General features: G+C 63.6%; 17 protein-coding genes, 1 tRNA gene and 1 other RNA gene. 14 read left to right on the top strand and 5 right to left on the bottom strand.

Going from position 1 to position 13780, the window contains the following annotated elements; translation table 11 throughout:
* Positions 1-3: 3 nt before the first annotated feature.
* From AC25Y4_RS01650 to AC25Y4_RS01665, 4 genes are all read left to right on the top strand, one after another.
* The gene (locus AC25Y4_RS01650; protein ID WP_488118625.1) at positions 4-420 is read left to right on the top strand and encodes a TadE family protein; all 417 of its coding nucleotides are present in this window, start codon (positions 4-6) and stop codon (positions 418-420) included.
* 5 nt (positions 421-425) lie between these two features.
* Complete coding sequence (locus tag AC25Y4_RS01655) at positions 426-875, top strand: hypothetical protein (RefSeq protein WP_488118626.1); 450 nt, start codon at positions 426-428, stop codon at positions 873-875.
* Positions 872-1357 (top strand): pilus assembly protein TadG-related protein, encoded by a 486-nt coding sequence (locus AC25Y4_RS01660; protein WP_488118627.1) that lies wholly within the window; start codon positions 872-874, stop codon positions 1355-1357. Before AC25Y4_RS01655 ends, AC25Y4_RS01660 begins: the two co-directional genes overlap by 4 nt.
* A gap of 85 nt (positions 1358-1442) precedes the next feature.
* On the top strand, positions 1443-2327 hold the full coding sequence (locus tag AC25Y4_RS01665) for an EamA family transporter (protein ID WP_488118628.1): 885 nt from the start codon (positions 1443-1445) through the stop codon (positions 2325-2327).
* Between the two features lie 66 nt (positions 2328-2393).
* Here the strand turns inward: AC25Y4_RS01665 and AC25Y4_RS01670 are convergent, their stop codons facing one another.
* Genes AC25Y4_RS01670 through AC25Y4_RS01680 form a run of 3 tightly spaced genes read right to left on the bottom strand, consistent with a single transcriptional unit; the run spans position 2394 to position 4794 of the window.
* Positions 2394-3050 (bottom strand): pentapeptide repeat-containing protein, encoded by a 657-nt coding sequence (locus AC25Y4_RS01670; protein ID WP_488118629.1) that lies wholly within the window; start codon positions 3048-3050, stop codon positions 2394-2396.
* Positions 3047-3496: a nitroreductase family deazaflavin-dependent oxidoreductase gene (locus tag AC25Y4_RS01675; protein WP_488118630.1), complete on the bottom strand. Its 450-nt coding sequence runs from the start codon at positions 3494-3496 to the stop codon at positions 3047-3049. The genes AC25Y4_RS01670 and AC25Y4_RS01675 overlap by 4 nt, the downstream gene beginning before the upstream one ends.
* Positions 3497-3504: 8 nt before the next feature.
* Positions 3505-4794 carry an MFS transporter gene (locus AC25Y4_RS01680; protein ID WP_488118631.1) on the bottom strand — a complete coding sequence of 430 codons (1290 nt, stop codon included), beginning with the start codon at positions 4792-4794 and terminating at the stop codon, positions 3505-3507.
* Between the two features lie 58 nt (positions 4795-4852).
* Between AC25Y4_RS01680 and prfB the strand changes: the two genes are divergently transcribed.
* The 9 genes from prfB (at position 4853) to AC25Y4_RS01725 (ending at position 12151) form a co-directional block, all read left to right on the top strand.
* Complete coding sequence (gene prfB, locus AC25Y4_RS01685; protein WP_488118632.1) at positions 4853-5965, top strand: peptide chain release factor 2; 1113 nt, start codon at positions 4853-4855, stop codon at positions 5963-5965.
* Between the two features lie 65 nt (positions 5966-6030).
* Positions 6031-7386, top strand: a complete 1356-nt coding sequence (gene ftsE / locus AC25Y4_RS01690; RefSeq protein ID WP_488118633.1) for a cell division ATP-binding protein FtsE — start codon at positions 6031-6033, stop codon at positions 7384-7386.
* Positions 7383-8297: a permease-like cell division protein FtsX gene (ftsX, locus tag AC25Y4_RS01695; protein WP_488118634.1), complete on the top strand. Its 915-nt coding sequence runs from the start codon at positions 7383-7385 to the stop codon at positions 8295-8297. Before ftsE ends, ftsX begins: the two co-directional genes overlap by 4 nt.
* A 134-nt stretch (positions 8298-8431) precedes the next feature.
* Positions 8432-8908, top strand: a complete 477-nt coding sequence (smpB, locus tag AC25Y4_RS01700) for an SsrA-binding protein SmpB (RefSeq protein ID WP_488118635.1) — start codon at positions 8432-8434, stop codon at positions 8906-8908.
* Between the two features lie 31 nt (positions 8909-8939).
* Positions 8940-9680 (top strand): tyrosine-protein phosphatase, encoded by a 741-nt coding sequence (locus AC25Y4_RS01705; RefSeq protein ID WP_488118636.1) that lies wholly within the window; start codon positions 8940-8942, stop codon positions 9678-9680.
* Between the two features lie 129 nt (positions 9681-9809).
* Positions 9810-10196: a transfer-messenger RNA gene (gene ssrA / locus AC25Y4_RS01710) on the top strand.
* Positions 10197-10444: 248 nt separating this feature from the next.
* Positions 10445-11041 (top strand): hypothetical protein, encoded by a 597-nt coding sequence (locus AC25Y4_RS01715; RefSeq protein WP_488118637.1) that lies wholly within the window; start codon positions 10445-10447, stop codon positions 11039-11041.
* Between the two features lie 51 nt (positions 11042-11092).
* On the top strand, positions 11093-11413 hold the full coding sequence (locus AC25Y4_RS01720; protein WP_488118638.1) for a hypothetical protein: 321 nt from the start codon (positions 11093-11095) through the stop codon (positions 11411-11413).
* A gap of 36 nt (positions 11414-11449) precedes the next feature.
* Positions 11450-12151, top strand: a complete 702-nt coding sequence (locus AC25Y4_RS01725) for a VIT1/CCC1 transporter family protein (RefSeq protein WP_488118639.1) — start codon at positions 11450-11452, stop codon at positions 12149-12151.
* A 95-nt stretch (positions 12152-12246) separates the two neighbouring features.
* Here the strand turns inward: AC25Y4_RS01725 and hisN are convergent, their stop codons facing one another.
* On the bottom strand, positions 12247-13044 hold the full coding sequence (hisN, locus tag AC25Y4_RS01730) for a histidinol-phosphatase (protein ID WP_488118640.1): 798 nt from the start codon (positions 13042-13044) through the stop codon (positions 12247-12249).
* Positions 13045-13163: 119 nt separating this feature from the next.
* Between hisN and AC25Y4_RS01735 the strand changes: the two genes are divergently transcribed.
* Positions 13164-13236: transfer RNA gene (locus tag AC25Y4_RS01735), tRNA-Lys, on the top strand.
* Between the two features lie 263 nt (positions 13237-13499).
* Here the strand turns inward: AC25Y4_RS01735 and AC25Y4_RS01740 are convergent.
* The gene (locus AC25Y4_RS01740) at positions 13500-13697 is read right to left on the bottom strand and encodes a hypothetical protein (RefSeq protein ID WP_488118641.1); all 198 of its coding nucleotides are present in this window, start codon (positions 13695-13697) and stop codon (positions 13500-13502) included.
* Positions 13698-13780: the final 83 nt, after the last annotated feature.

The following is a 13780-nucleotide window of genomic DNA, read 5'->3' on the forward strand; positions in this document are numbered from 1 at the left end:
ACCATGAAGCCGTTCGCGTCGCCGAATCGGTCGTCGTCTCTGCGCGGGGACGACAGTGGTTCGGCGATCGCTGAATTCGTGATGGTGGTATCGCTCCTGACCTTTTTGACACTCTCCGTGCTGCAATTCGCCTTGGCGCTGCACGTGCGCAACACCGTGCTGGATGCCGCCGCAGAGGGTGCCCGCTACGCCGCGCTCGCGGACGGTGGGCTGGCGGAGGGGGAAGAACGGACCCGTCTGCTCATTACGGCGGCACTGGGCGACAGCTACGCCCGGAACATCGTGGCCACCTTCGGTGAGTCCGCGGGGTACACCAGCGCCGAAGTGCGTGTGGTGACGCCGCTACCGCTGCTTGGACTGCTCGGCTTCGAGTCCGGGCTGAGCGTGGCCGGTCATGCCGCCGTGGAATCGCTGGAGTGAGAGCCATGAGCATCATCAGGGGGCGGATGCCTGACGACACCGGAACAGCATCCCTGGAATTCATCACCGTTGGCATGATCCTGTTGGTGCCGCTGGTCTACCTGGTGCTTGCGCTCTCGGCGGTGCAGAGCGGAGCGCTCGCCGTGGAGGGCGCCGCCAGACAGGCCGCGCGAGCGTACGTGCTGGCACCGAACGAGGCGGAGGGGCGTGCCCGTGTGGCCAGGGCCGTGGATGTCGGTCTCACCGACTACGGGCTGGAGAATACCGACGTGGCAGCCAGCATCGACTGCGAGAATCCCGCTCGATGCCTCATGCCCCAGAGCGCTGTAACGGTGACGGTTCGCATTGTGGTGCCGTTACCTCTGGTTCCCGACATATTCTCCTTCGGCGCGGCGGCGATCCCGGTGGAGGCAACGGCAACGCAGGTCGTCTCTCGGTTCTGGCGGGCGGGATGACCCGCCTGGCACTGCATCGGCGATTCGGGGCGAGGATCAGCTCCGGGGGCCCCGGACGCCCCAGCGACGAGGGCACGATCCTCATCCTGACGATGTTCTTCTGCGCGCTGGCGCTCGTGGTGGTGCTGGTGGTGACGGCAGCGACCTCGCTCTACCTGGAGCGGAAGAGACTGTTCACGCTGGCCGATGGCGCGGCCCTGGCCGGTGCAGAATCGTTTCAGATCGCCGGTATGAGTCTCGACGGCGATCAACTGCAGCCTGTTCTCACGCCGGATGAGGTGCGGGCTGCCGTGCTGGACTATCTGGACTCCGCCTCGCATCCCGACATGGAGGGGCTGACCGTCAGCGAGGCGACGTCGTCGGACGGCGTCAGCGCGACGGTGACGCTGCACGCATACTGGCGACCGCCCGTCGTGGCCTGGGTGTTGCCGGAGGGCGTGCCGCTTGACGTGACCGTGGTCGCCCGGTCGGTGTTCTGGTAGCCGGGCGCGCTCGCATCCGCTTTCGAGTGGCGCTGCATCCCGTACCCTCAAGAGGTGCCATCTAGCGGCCAAGACAGGAGATGGCGTGTCAACCAGGCGTGAACAGACGATCGGTGCGGGAGCACAAATCGTCACCGAAGTCAGCATCAACTTCGGGTCGTCGCTCGCCGGACTAGCCATACCGCTCGTCGGGTCTCCCGTCGTCGTCGCCGTGCGGCAGCTGGTGATGATCATCGTGCTGCTGCCGTTCTACCGGCCGAAGCTGGCGCACCTGGCCTGGCGACGCATCTGGCCGGCCCTGCTGCTTGGTGTGGTGCTCGCCGTGATGAACCTGTCGTTCTACGAGGCCGTCGACATCCTGGGCCTCGGCATGGCAGCCACGCTGGAGTTCCTCGGCCCCCTCACGCTTGCGCTGCTGGGGTCACGCCGACTGCTGGACTTCGTGTGCGCGCTCGCCGCGGCCGGGGGAGTCGTGCTCCTGACCTGGTCTGACACCGAGCCGAACGTGCTCGGCATTGCGCTCGCCCTCGTCGCCGCGGTGTCATGGGCCGGCTACATCCTCTTGACCCGGCGGGTCGGCAAGGACTTCGCCGGACTCGAAGGCATCTCCATCGCCGGGCTGGTGAGCCTCGTGCTCGTGCTGCCGCTGGCGTTGCTCACGGTTGATTACAGCGCGCTCAACTGGGGCGTCATTGGCCTGCTGGCTGCGATCGGATTGCTGTCTTCAGCGTTCCCGTACTCGCTCGACACCTTCATCCTGCGGCGGATCCCGCCCCGGCTCTACGCGATCATTACGAGCTTCGGCCCGGTCATTGCCGCCGTGTTCGGTGTTCTGGTGCTGGGGGAGACCTTCACGCTGCAGCAGCAGATCGCCATCCTGCTGGTGTGCGTCGCCGCCGGAGCGGCCATCGCAACGCAGCGCGAGCGTCCCAAGACCGATCTCGAGCGCACAGCGGATGCCGTGACGTAAGTCACCAGCATCCGCTTACGTCGTACGACGAACGAATTCTTGTGAGACAGAATATTTTTGTCTCGACTACTCGACGATCACGCCAAGGTGAGCCGCGAAGACCGGGGCGAACAAGCTGAGCTGCGCGTCATCGATCGTCGCACCCTTGAGACCCTCGATGCCGAGCACCGCGCTGAAGTCGCTCGAGCGCAGGTCGACATCCTTGAACCGCGACCCTGAGACGTCGAGTGTGCCGATGCGGCAGTTCTGCAGTTCGAGTCGCTGCACCGTGGCGCTACTGAGGTCGAGCTCTTCGATGATGCAGTTGCTCAACAACACGTCGGTGAGGTTCGCGTTCCGCAGGTTCACAAAATCGAGCTTGGATCCGTCGATCTGCACCGAGCGCATGGTGGCCTCGTAGATCTCCACTGAGCCGAGGCGGGAGTGCTCGATCCGCACATCGCGCCAGCTGGAGCGCGGTGCGCTGAACACGGGCGCCTGCAGGTCGGCGATCACGCACTCGGCGAAGGTCACCCCGCGCAGTTTCGTGTCGTGGATGGAGACGCCCCTGAACTCGCATTCCCGAAACGTCGCCCCTGTAAGGTCGCGACCGTCAAACTCGACCCGGTCGAAGAGCTCACCTTCAGAGTCGCTGCCTGAGCGGAGCAGCGATCCGTCGACAGGCAGGAGGTCATCCAGGACTATCGCGTCGATCGAGGGACTGAGGGTGCCGCTCTTCTTCACTCTGCGCTCTCTGGCAGGCGCTCAAGCACGAAGACGGGAATCTCGCGCTCGGTCTTCGTCTGGTAGTTCGCGTAGTCGGGGTATGCGGCAACGGCGCGCTCCCACCACTCGGCCTTCTCTGCGCCGAAGACTTCGCGGGCAATCATGTCCCACTTCTCCGGGCCGTCCTGCAGTTCAACAACCGGATGCTTGACCACGTTGTAGTACCACACCGGGTTCTTCGGACTGCCGCCGAGTGAGGCCACGATCGCGTATTCGCCGTCGTGTTCGACGCGCATCAGCGCGACCTTCCGCAGCTTGCCGGATTTCGCGCCCACGGTGGTGAGCACAACGACGGGCATTCCCCGCAACGTCGTACCCTTGGTGCCGCCGGAGCTCTCGTACAGCTCGACCTGGTCGCGCACCCATTTTTCCTGGCTTGGTTCGTATTCTCCGTTGAGAGGCATCTCTACATTCAATCAGTCTTCGAGGCGGGCGGCATGCGGCGCGTTGGCGTGTGGGTGATGTACCGGGGGATGTAGCGCCCGAGGAGTACGGCGCCGAACAGCCCGAGCACGCCCATCACGCCGCTGGCCAGCGCGATCGACGCGGCGGCGGTGATCCCGGCTACCGCAAGGGGCGCAGCAGCCCCGCCGAGGTCTGCGGTGAAGCGCCAGGCGCCGAGGAACGGTGCTGGGTCATCCTTGGGTGCCAGGTCGGCGCCGAGGGTCATCAGGATGCCGCTGCCGATGCCGTTTGCCAGGGAGAGGAACATGGCAACGCCAATGAACCACTCCACGTTCTGGGGGAGGTCGTGCGTGAATGCGAGCACGAGATGTCCGACGCCCAGCCCGATCATCGATGGCAGGGCACTCCAAATGCGCCCGAAGCGGTCCATGATTTGCCCGCTGACGTAGAACAACGCAAAGTCGATGGCGCCGGCGATGCCGATGATGAGCGCGGTGTCTGGAACGTTGATCCCGATGCTCACCGCCCAGAGCGGCAGGATCACGGTGCGGCTGGCGCGCATCGCCCCGATCAGGCCGGCGCCGGTGCCGAGTTTCACCAGCACCCCGCGGAAGCCCCAGAGCGTTTTGAAGAGTCCCTCCGACTCTTCGGCCGCGAGTTCTTCGCCGGCGCTTCGGACGCTGCCGTCCTTCGCCACCGCGAGCTGCGGCTGGCCGAAGGTGCTCTCGGGGTCTGGCAGCAGCATGAGGATTGTTGCGGCGCCCACGCAGCTCACGATGAACACCCAGAACACGGCTTCTGTGCTGCCGGTGAGGTAAATGAGGCCGGCCGAGATGAACGGTCCGACGAACCAGCCGGCGCGAAAGATGCCGCCGAGCGTTGACAGGGCGCGGGCCCGATAGGCGATCGGAACGTAGCTGGTCATGAACGCGTGCCTGGCGAGGGCGAAGACGGCTGTGGCAAGACCGACGATGAAGATGCCGATTCCGAGCACCAGCGGGTTCGGGGCGACCATGCACACGATCACGGCGAGGATCGTCAAAAGGGATGCGCCGATCATGGCGTTGCGTTCCCCGATACGGGACACGACCCATCCGCTCGGAATGTCGCCGACCAGCTCACCGACCATCACCATCGCGGCGATGAGGCCGGCCACTGCGAGAGTCGCGCCGAGGTTGTGCGCCACCACGGGGATCAGGGGGATGATCGCACCCTCGCCGATGGAGAACAACAGCGTGGGCAGGAATGCGGCAAGTGCGACTGAGCGCATTGAGAAGGGGCGCTCTGGATTGCTCATGACGCTTCGATGCTATGCCAGCAAGAGTTGCGACAGGGGCCGTTAGACTCTCTGTGACATGGATGAGCAGGAATTCTCGGAGCAGATCGCCGCACTGCGGGCCACTTTTGGAGACATCAGATCGGTGATCGACGTCGATCGACTCCGCGCTGAGATCGCCGACCTGAGCGAGCAGGCGGGGGTGCCAGACCTCTGGGATGACACTGAGCGTGCGCAGAAGGTCACCAGCGTGCTGAGCCACCGCCAGTCGGAACTGGCCAAGCTGGAGAGCATCGACTCGCGCCTCGACGACCTCAAGGTGCTGGTGGAGATGGCCTTCGACGGCCAGGGCGATCCGGATTCCGCAGAGGAGGCTGCAGCCGAGCTGAAGAGCATCCAGAAGATCCTCGGCGAGCTCGAAGTGCAGACGCTGCTGAACGGGGAGTTCGACCCACGCCCGGCCGTCATCACCATCCGCGCCGGCGCCGGTGGCGTTGACGCCGCTGACTTCGCCGAGATGCTCATGCGCATGTACCTGCGCTGGGCCGAACAGCACAAGTACCCGACGAGCGTGCTCGATGTGAGCTACGCAGAAGAAGCCGGAATCAAGTCCACGACGTTTGAAGTTGACGCCCCATACGCGTTCGGCACGCTGAGCGTCGAAGCCGGCACGCACCGCCTGGTGCGGATGAGCCCATTCAACTCCGCAGGCAAGCGCCAGACCTCCTTCGCCGCGGTCGAGGTCGTGCCATTGATCGAGCAGACCGAGTCCGTCGAGATTCCCGACAACGACATTCGCGTTGACGTGTTCCGCTCGAGCGGGCCTGGTGGACAGTCCGTCAACACGACTGACTCCGCCGTGCGCATCACCCACCTTCCGACGGGCATCGTGGTCAGCTGCCAGAACGAGAAGAGCCAGATCCAGAACCGCGCGGCGGCACTCCGCGTGCTGCAGTCCCGTCTTCTCCTGGTGCAGCGCGAGCAGGAAGCCGCAACCAAGAAAGAATTCGCCGGAAACATCACCGCCAGCTGGGGCGACCAGATGCGGAGCTACGTTCTCGCGCCGTACCAAATGGTCAAGGATCTCCGCACCGACTACGAGGTCAACAACCCGAGCAACGTGTTCGACGGCGACCTTGACGGCTTCATCGCTGCCGGCATCCGCTGGCGCAAGCAGGCCCCAACAAACTAGCGGTTCGGCTGAATAGGCATGTCGCACTCGCAAATTAGCGGATGCCTGCCTAGGCTCGAAAGGCCATGATCCGCTTTGATCACATCACCAAGCAATATCCGGGTACGAACCGACCGGCCCTGAATTCCATCGACCTCGAAATCCTGCGCGGAGAGTTTGTCTTCCTCGTCGGAGCATCCGGGTCGGGGAAGTCGAGCTGTCTGCGACTTGTGTTGAAGGAGGAGAAGCCGACCAGCGGCAGCATTCACGTGCTGGGGCAGGATCTGCGCTCCATTTCCAACCGCAAGGTGCCGTACTTCCGCCGCAACCTCGGGGTCGTCTTCCAGGACTTCCGACTGCTGCCGAACAAGAGCGTGTACGACAACGTCGCGTTCAGCCTGCAGGTGATCGGTAAATCACGCGGATTCATCCAGGAAGCCGTGCCTGACACGCTGAAGATGGTCGGGCTGGCCGAGAAGGCACAGCGACTTCCGCACGAACTTTCCGGTGGAGAGCAGCAGCGCGTGGCCATCGCCCGCGCCATCGTCAACAAGCCGCAGATTCTCCTCGCCGATGAGCCGACGGGTAACCTCGACCCCACCACGAGCGCCGGAATTATGTCGCTGCTCGAGCGCATCAACGCCGGTGGCACCACCATCCTCATGGCCACCCACGAGGCCGGCATCGTCGACAAGATGCAGCGACGCGTGATCGAGCTGGCCAGTGGCCAGATCGTGCGCGACGAGCGTCAGGGTGGTTACGACCGCACCAGCGCCATCCCCACCGTCGGCGGGGCAACGCCACGCGAGACGATCACGGCGGCTGCACCCACAGCAGCAACCCCGACGGCAGCAACCCCCGCAGCGGCCACGCCAACGGCAGCAACGCCGACAGCCGCTGCACCAACGACAGCACCGACAGCGGCACCGGCACCGGCGACCGCTCCCGTGGCGCCGCCGCGAGCCGAGCCCTCAGCACCACAGCCGCCAACCGCATACGCTGCACCTGCCGCGTACAGCGGTGTTCCGGCATCCGCTGCCGCCTACCGGGCGCCGATTGGACGCACGACGGTTCCGCCCGCGCATGCAGCGTTCGCGCCGCGCGTCGAGGCACCCGCACCTGCACCGACTACGCCGACAGCTCCAGAGCCCGTTGCTCCCTTCGCCCCGGTAGCAGCGCAGACCGTCGAAGAGCAGAAGCACGCGATCGCCGCGGACACCGGGATGCCGTTCCTACCTCCGACCGAGGCGACACGGCCCGTTGAGCCCGAATCAGACGCCCAGCCTCCGACGGATGCCATGCGCACGATGAATCGACCGGTTCTGCCGGTCACCCAGCACGAGGTACCAGAGCAGTTGACACTTGCCGAGAAACTGGGCCTGCGGGCGCCAGGAGAGAAGCCTGACCAAACCGGTGAGCAGAATGTAGGGCCCACCCGATGAGACTTGCACTCGTACTCTCCGAAGCCGCGAACGGCTTGCGTCGCAATGCGTCGATGGTGGTCTCCGTCGTTCTGGTGACCTTCATCTCCCTCACCTTTGTCGGCGCCGCGATCCTGTTGCAAATGCAGATCGGCCAGATGAAGAACTTCTGGTACGAGAAGGCGCAGGTGGGCATTTACATGTGCACGGCCATCTCGCCTGGTGAAACGTGTACCGCGGGCGAAGCCACCCAGGAACAGATCGACACGGTGCAGGCGCAGCTAGAGTCACCGACCCTCGCTCCTTTCATCGACAAGTTCTACTTCGAGACCCACGAGCAGGCGTTCGAGAACTTCCAGAAGCAGTTCGCAGGCAACCCGGTCGCCGACTACGTCACGGCCGACCAGCTCAACCAGACGTTCTGGGTGAACCTCGTCGACCCGTCACAGTCAGATGTGCTCGTGGAGAGCCTGTCCGGTGTCGCCGGCGTTGAGAACGTTGCTGACCAGCGGAAGTACCTCGACCAGATCTTCTCTGTTCTCAACGTGGCGAGCTACACCGCGATCGGCATTGCCTCCCTGATGCTGGTGGCCGCCGTGCTCCTGATCGCGACCACCATCCGACTGTCGGCCTTCTCGCGGCGACGCGAGATCGGCATCATGCGATTGGTGGGTGCGTCGAACCGGTTCATCCAAACCCCGTTCATCCTGGAGGGTGTGTTTGCGGCCCTGCTCGGATCGGTACTCGCGGGAGCCGCCATCCTGGGTATCGTGAAATGGTTCGTGCAGGACTTCCTGAGCGCGAGGCTCACCGGGTTCGCCCTGGTCGGGCTGGACGACGCGCTGATCGTGGTGCCCATCCTGCTGGCGCTCGGAGCGGTGCTCGCCGCACTGTCCGCGAACTTCGCCATCAGCCGGTACTTGAAGGTCTAGCGACCACGTTTCAGCGGCAGGGTCCACAGGCGACGCACGACTGCGGCAACTGGCGGCATCCGCTTGCGCGCTAGACTGGTGGGCTGCCCGGCACACGCCGGGCGTTCACAGACATTAGATCGAGGAGAACCTCCGTGCCCAGGGAACGTGGCGAGAAGGTCGTAGCGACCAACCGCAAGGCGCGTCACGACTATCTCATTGAAGACACCTACGAGGCCGGAATGGTGCTCAACGGTACTGAAGTGAAGTCGTTGCGGGCAGGTCGGGCGTCCCTGGTCGACGGTTACGCGTTCATCGAATCCGGCGAGGCCTGGCTCGATGCGGTGCACATCCCCGAGTACACGGCCGGAACCTGGACGAACCACCCGCCGCGCCGCAAGCGCAAGTTGCTCCTGCACAAGCAGGAGATCATCAAGATCAGCCACAAGACCAAAGAGGGCGGATACACCCTCATTCCGCTGAAGATCTACTTCAAGGATGGTCGGGCCAAGGTCGAGATTGCGGTCGCCAAGGGTAAGAAAGAATACGACAAGCGCCAGACCCTGCGGGAACGCCAGGACAAGCGCGAATCTGACAGGGCCATTTCGGCACGTAAGAACCTCGGAGACTAATATCCGTCTGAGGTCGGGCAAGGGGAGCTGTATGAACAAAGAAGTTCGATTTCCAGTGGATGGCACGTTCAACTTTCGAGAGCCGGCAGGCTTCCAGGCGACCAACGGGGTCATCCGGAGCGGCGTGCTGTATCGCTCAGACGCGCTCAAAGGGCTGACGGATGCCGGGCGCAGCCAGCTTCTCGATCTGGGCGTGCGCACGATCGTTGACCTGCGCGATGACTTCGAGGTAAAGGTTCAGCCGGATGCCATCGACGACCTCGACATCGATGTAGTGAGCCTGCCGGTCTACGAGGGGACAGCGGCGGCGAACAGCGGGCCAGGAATCACCCTGCCGACGATGTACGAGAGCATGGTGCTTGAACACGGCTCAATGTTGGTGAGTGCGTTGCGTGTCATCGCCGAGCCCGACGACGGCGCGGTGCTCGTGCACTGCACAGCGGGCAAGGATCGCACCGGAATCGTCGTGGCGCTGGCTCTCAGCGCGGTGGGAGTGGCGCGGGAGGTCGTCGTTGCCGACTACGCCATCTCAGAACAGAACCTCCAGGGCGAATGGCTCCACGAGATGCTGGCCCTGGTGGCGCGCTATGGCATCGAGGAGTCGCCAGAGCTGCGCATGATCATGGGCGGTACCCCGCCGGAGGTGATGGCTGGTTTGCTCGAGATGATCGATGACCGCTTCGGCTCTGTGGCCGATTATCTGTTGGCGCAGGGGTTCACCGCCGCGGAGATCGCCCTGCTGGATCGCCGTTTGGTCACGTCGTCGGCATAAAAGGCACTGCCGTTGTGTTGTAGGATGAAAGGCTGCAGCGTGCTGGAACATTCCGGCTCACTGCATTGGTAATTCAACAGCGTGTGACAGTGACCCGCCTCAATGCTCCATAGTGGGCGAGGTGTGCATGGGGATGATCGGTTTCGACATTGCCTGCGCAATTGTGAGAAGCGGGTCGAGGATGCAGGGTTATCTCGTTAACGATCTCTGCAAAACAATAAGTGCCAATTCAAACCGCACTGACTCTGCTTCTGCTTACGCCCTCGCGGCCTAAGTAAAGCAACTATAGAGTCCGTCAGACCGGGAATGCTCTCTACCCGGACCCTGGCGTTATCTAGAGAGCTTGCTTCTACATTGAGCCGCGGGGTGTAGAGGGACTAAAACGAGGGCTGGGCTTGTCGGATTAGGTGCCAGTGGCAAATTCCGGAGCCGAGTAGAACGATTTCACTGGATACACCCGTAGAAGGCACATGACCACAGCAGTGGACGGGGGTTCAATTCCCCCCATCTCCACCATTTGGGTTGCTGTCACACGCTCTTGACCGAGATAGCCCGCACTCCCCGTGAGTGCGGGCTATTTTTGTGCCCTTCGTAGCAAGCGGATGTCCCTTCGGGCGGAGTTTTTGCAACTCGCCGACCTGAGATGCCAGATTCACACGGCGTTTCGCAATTTCTCTGTCTGAACGCGCCGGGTAGACCGCATCCGCATCCGTCAGTACCGTTGGAAAACCCGATGCGCGTACCGGCAACGACGGAGGCAAACCATGACGGATGCCGAGGGCATACCCCCTGAGTCAGGGCGCGCCAGCACAGCGCGCGGCAGCACGGGTCAGGACACCACCTCCCAGGACAACGCCCGCTCCGGCCGCAGCCCGTCCATCGTCCTCGTGCTGCGCGCGTACCGCACGGAATACGCGATCTATGGAACCGTGCTCGTCAGCGCCCTCATTGCCGTGGGGTGGAAGTACGACACCGATCTGGATGTGTTGCTGTTCGTCGTCGGCACGATTGGGGTCTTCTGGCTTGCCCACATCTACTCAGGGGTGATCGCCTCCGAGCAGACGGACGGACCACGCGCCACGGCGTTGTGGAAGGCCGCCCTGCACTCTGCCCGTCATTCACTGGGTCTTGTGTTGGCCATGCTCGTGCCTGCAATGTTCCTGCTCGTGGCCACAATCGGCCTACTCGACGAGTACGTGGCGTACTATCTGGCGCTCTGGGTCGGCGTCGTGATCCTGGCGGTGCTCGGCTGGGAGAACTCAACTCGGCGAGGCAATCGCTGGCCGGTGCGCCTCCTCAGCGCGGCCGTCACCTCGGCCCTCGGCTTGGGCGTGATCTGGTTGAGCACGCTGGTGCACTGACCGGCCTGCATTGACTGAGCGGCCCGCACTGTCCGGCCATAGGCTGTGGGGATGAATGCCCCCGCACAGACGCCGCGCAATCGGCTAGAGCTCGTACTTGCCAAGCCTGCCATCGGGTGGTTTCCGAAGCCCACCGTCGTGCTGAACGGTCGTGGCCAGCCGGCGCAGTGGGGGAGCGGCACCTGGCAAGTCGATGCGGAGGGGGCAGACGGGTCGGCCACGGCCACGATCCAGGTGTTCCTCTTCAACAGGCTGTGGAAGTACGGCGAGGCGGAATACTCCATGGGCAGCGAGCCGCCGAGAGTGCTCGTCTATTCTGCGCCCTGGCTGCCCTTTCTCCCCGGGAAGCTGCGCGTTCGACCCGAGAGCTAAGCGCAGCGATGCTACTCTCGCGGCGAGAGGTGACGGATGGCTGCATCGGATAAAACGACGACTGTAAGGCGCGCGTCCTGGGTCGATGGCACGATGCTGCGCTCTCGGGTTGTCGATGCCAACGATGGGATCATCGCCACCGCCGGGATCGTGGAGGGGCTCGCCGCCGCTGGAGCCACCGGAATGACCGTGGTCGTTGCGGCCCTGGCGGCGATGGTCGCCGGTGGCATGTCGCTGGGCGCCGCATCGTATGCAGAGGCAGCGATCGAAGCGGATGCCGCCACAGCCGTGCTCGAGCGGGAGAGCAAACGCATCGCCGGTGACCCAGACGCAGAGCTCGCCGAACTGGCGCAGCTCTACGAACGCAAAGGGCTCACGCCAGAGCTGGCCCGCGAGGTGGCCATCGAACTCACCGAACACGACGCGCTGGCCGCGCATGCCGACGCCGAGTACAACATCACGGCCGAGACCCGGCATCGTCCGGTGGTGACCGGCATCCTGGCCGGGGTCTCCTTCGCACTCGGCTCCGGCATCCCGTTGATGAGCGTCGTGCTGGCGCCAGACCACCTGCGAATCCCGGTGACGTTCGGAGCCGCTGTCGTATCGCTCGTCGTGACCTCGCTGGTGGCCGCGCGCCTCGGCGGCACTCGCGTTGCCCGCACGGTAACGCGAACCGTGACCATCGGCGTCGCCACGATGCTGATCACCCTGGCCGGTGGAAGTCTCATCAACCTGTAGGTCGAGTCACCTGTAGGCCGAGTCACCCTGTAGGTAGAGTCACCCCGTAGGGCGGTGAGGCGGCATCCGCTTGGATGCGGCCGACTGTGTCGGACTCAGCTGTGTAGGTGGGCGACGACGCTCTCGTGGAGCAACCCGTTCGTGGCGAGTGAGCTGCCATGGGCGAGGTCGTCGCGGCCGTCGATTGTCGTGAAGCGTCCGCCGGCTTCCTGCACGATCGGGATGAGCGCGGCGATGTCGTACGGCTTGACGTCGAATTCGGCCACGACGTCGAGGAGGCCCTCCGCGAGCATCATGTATGGCCACATGTCGCCATAGGCCCGATCGCGCCACACGGTGCGGGTGAGGCTGATGAGCCGGTCAAGGTAGCCGGCATCGTCCCACTGTTCGATGCTCTGGAAGCTCAGGGATGCGTCACCGAGCTCTGCGACGCCCGACACACGGATTTGGCGAGGCGCTTCGCCGTTCTCCTGGATCCAGGCGCCTGAGCCGGTGGTCGCCCACCAGCGCCTGCCAAGGGCCGGCGCGCTGACGACGCCGACGACGGGCACGCCGTCGATGGCCAGTGAGATGAGCGTTGCCCACACGGGCACGCCGCGCAGAAAGTTAGCGGTGCCGTCGATGGGATCGATGATCCACTGCCGCCGGGCCTCTCCGGTCGTGCCGTATTCCTCACCGAAGAAGGCGTCTGACGGGCGCTCTGTCGTGACCAGGTCGCGGATGGCGCGCTCTACCGCCTGGTCGGCGTCGGTGACAAAGGTGCGGTCCGGCTTGGTGGACACTTCGAGATCGACGGACTTGAAGCGTTCGCGGGAAATGGCATCCGCTGTGTCGGCCAGTTGAATGGCCAGCGCGAGGTCGTCTTCGAGAGTGTAATTTCCGGCGTCAGTCACCCTCCAAGAATAGTCAGGAAGGCGCAACACGCCGACGTGCACGCTCGATTAGCGTCGTCGTGGAATCTGATGCTATTGTTTTACCTCGGCCGGGGTTGTGAACTACGGCCGAAAAGCAAGCACCTCTAGCTCAATTGGCAGAGCAACTGACTCTTAATCAGTGGGTTCCGGGTTCAAGTCCCGGGGGGTGCACAGGCAAGCCCAGGTAGATCTTACGATCTACCTGGGCTTTTTTCTTGCCCTCAAGCACAGCTTTGTCCGGGTTCTCATGCTGATCGCGTACCTGTTCTTCCGTACGTCGCTGACCTTCCTCCTTAGCGCTGTCGTACTCCAACTCGCCGTCCGACTGTTCAGATATCGGTCCATCGAATACACGAACAAAGTGTCCTCCAAGACAGTGTTTCTCGTCCGAAAGCCAAAGGCGCGACCCGACGGTGAATGCAATTTGAGTAGGTTCACGCAGTTGGATTCAGCCGGGATGTCTTATCGCCGGTTCTGACGATTGCGCTCGAGCCAATAGATGATGCCGCGCAGGCACAAATATCATCCATATCCGTCGGAGCATGTTGCACGATGGGCAACGCAGCAGATGTCATGGCATGATCTCGGATAAGCACCAATACTGCGCCGGTGGGCACATCAGTGTTGAACATGTGGCCCTCTTCCGAAAGTAGTTTTGGTTTGAAACTTCGTGTGTCCCTAGCTGAGCACCCCACGGGGCCAAGGCAGCAGAGCA

The sequence above is a fragment of the Leifsonia sp. Y878 genome (genome assembly GCF_057669685.1).

What these genes read in the sequence shown, in the direction of transcription:
- AC25Y4_RS01650 (WP_488118625.1), top strand. Translation starts at nt 4, where the DNA reads ATGAAGCCGTTCGCGTCGCCGAATCGGTCGTCGTCTCTGCGCGGGGAC.
- AC25Y4_RS01655 (WP_488118626.1), top strand. Translation starts at nt 426, where the DNA reads ATGAGCATCATCAGGGGGCGGATGCCTGACGACACCGGAACAGCATCC.
- AC25Y4_RS01660 (WP_488118627.1), top strand. Translation starts at nt 872, where the DNA reads ATGACCCGCCTGGCACTGCATCGGCGATTCGGGGCGAGGATCAGCTCC.
- AC25Y4_RS01675 (WP_488118630.1), bottom strand. Translation starts at nt 3,496, where the DNA reads ATGCCTCTCAACGGAGAATACGAACCAAGCCAGGAAAAATGGGTGCGC.
- AC25Y4_RS01680 (WP_488118631.1), bottom strand. Translation starts at nt 4,794, where the DNA reads ATGAGCAATCCAGAGCGCCCCTTCTCAATGCGCTCAGTCGCACTTGCC.
- prfB (WP_488118632.1), top strand. Translation starts at nt 4,853, where the DNA reads ATGGATGAGCAGGAATTCTCGGAGCAGATCGCCGCACTGCGGGCCACT.
- ftsE (WP_488118633.1), top strand. Translation starts at nt 6,031, where the DNA reads ATGATCCGCTTTGATCACATCACCAAGCAATATCCGGGTACGAACCGA.
- ftsX (WP_488118634.1), top strand. Translation starts at nt 7,383, where the DNA reads ATGAGACTTGCACTCGTACTCTCCGAAGCCGCGAACGGCTTGCGTCGC.
- AC25Y4_RS01705 (WP_488118636.1), top strand. Translation starts at nt 8,940, where the DNA reads ATGAACAAAGAAGTTCGATTTCCAGTGGATGGCACGTTCAACTTTCGA.
- AC25Y4_RS01715 (WP_488118637.1), top strand. Translation starts at nt 10,445, where the DNA reads ATGACGGATGCCGAGGGCATACCCCCTGAGTCAGGGCGCGCCAGCACA.
- AC25Y4_RS01720 (WP_488118638.1), top strand. Translation starts at nt 11,093, where the DNA reads ATGAATGCCCCCGCACAGACGCCGCGCAATCGGCTAGAGCTCGTACTT.
- AC25Y4_RS01725 (WP_488118639.1), top strand. Translation starts at nt 11,450, where the DNA reads ATGGCTGCATCGGATAAAACGACGACTGTAAGGCGCGCGTCCTGGGTC.
- AC25Y4_RS01740 (WP_488118641.1), bottom strand. Translation starts at nt 13,697, where the DNA reads ATGTTCAACACTGATGTGCCCACCGGCGCAGTATTGGTGCTTATCCGA.